The sequence below is a fragment of the Neisseria basseii genome, from assembly GCF_962707005.1.
GTDB lineage: Bacteria > Pseudomonadota > Gammaproteobacteria > Burkholderiales > Neisseriaceae > Neisseria > Neisseria bergeri.
In genome coordinates this window covers 1-959 of sequence record NZ_CAUIXH010000052.1, presented here as the reverse complement: position 1 = coordinate 959, position 959 = coordinate 1, and the positions used below count along the sequence as shown (strand labels likewise).

Sequence of the window (959 nt, the reverse complement as noted above, 5' to 3'; positions counted from 1 at the left end):
TTAATACCTTGTAGAGTCTGCTGAGCGGCTGTATCTGTGACCGGGCTTACCGCACTGTCTGTAATTGCCCCAATCCCTACTCCTTGAAAACCCATTAAAAAAGGATTAACCGCACCTTGGATGATGTCGCGAATATCATCCATACGGTTACCCCACCAATTTTTATTGGTGTATCGTTAATCATTTATTTCAAAAAAGTTATTTATTATCATATTATCAGGGAGCAGGTAGTTAAAAAAAACCTCAAATTCCATTAAATTAGTATTTATCCAGCACATAAACGAACCAAAGCGTTCTTTCCCTGAGTGTAAATATTTAAAATTAAACTCAAAATAAGTTTTTTTGCTTAGAAAATTTAATGGTTTTTCTATAGTGAAAAAAAGCCCTTACTCGTTTTAGTTCGAGATACTATTTTAAATAAGTTTTTATTTTCAATAAAATAAGAATATTCATCTACTAAGTTGTTATGATGAAAAAGTAATTTTATTAAAATGTTTTCATAATTTTCTAGGTTCATTTCTAGCTCAATTTAAAATGATTTCATTGTTGCCGTATCAATGCGAAATTTACCATCGACAAAATTTCCCTTCACTGATACAGGTACCCCATCAACTTGGATGGTTACCCATGTTCCTTTTTGATAAGTTGATGAGTCTAAAGTATTATTTGCTACATTTTGTATGGCTGAGTATGCATCAGCTTTTGAAGTATAATTTTTTAAGAACGAGTCAAATTCATGTTTTTTCTGAAAGACATGGTTAATATCATTTTGATTGAATTCTGTTAGTAGTGTAGAAGTATTAGATTTAGGCGGTTTATTCCCACCGGCCATTTCCCCGTCTACAGTCTGCATAGGTCGGGCAGCAGGTGTTTTATAGCCGTTATTTTTAACCCAATCCCATTTGGTCGGGTTAAGTTCTACTTTTTTATCTCTCCAAACCGTACCTGCGGCCTCTGCT

General features: G+C 33.8%; 3 pseudogenes. All 3 read right to left on the bottom strand.

The features are described 5' to 3' along the window. Window positions 1-167 (bottom strand): annotated as a pseudogene (locus Q9I99_RS11250) (MafB family polymorphic toxin); the annotation flags it as partial. Between the two features lie 9 nt (window positions 168-176). Beyond that, window positions 177-517 (bottom strand): annotated as a pseudogene (locus tag Q9I99_RS11245) (hypothetical protein). Window positions 518-529: 12 nt separating this feature from the next. Then, window positions 530-959, bottom strand: a pseudogene (locus Q9I99_RS11240) (polymorphic toxin type 35 domain-containing protein); the annotation flags it as partial.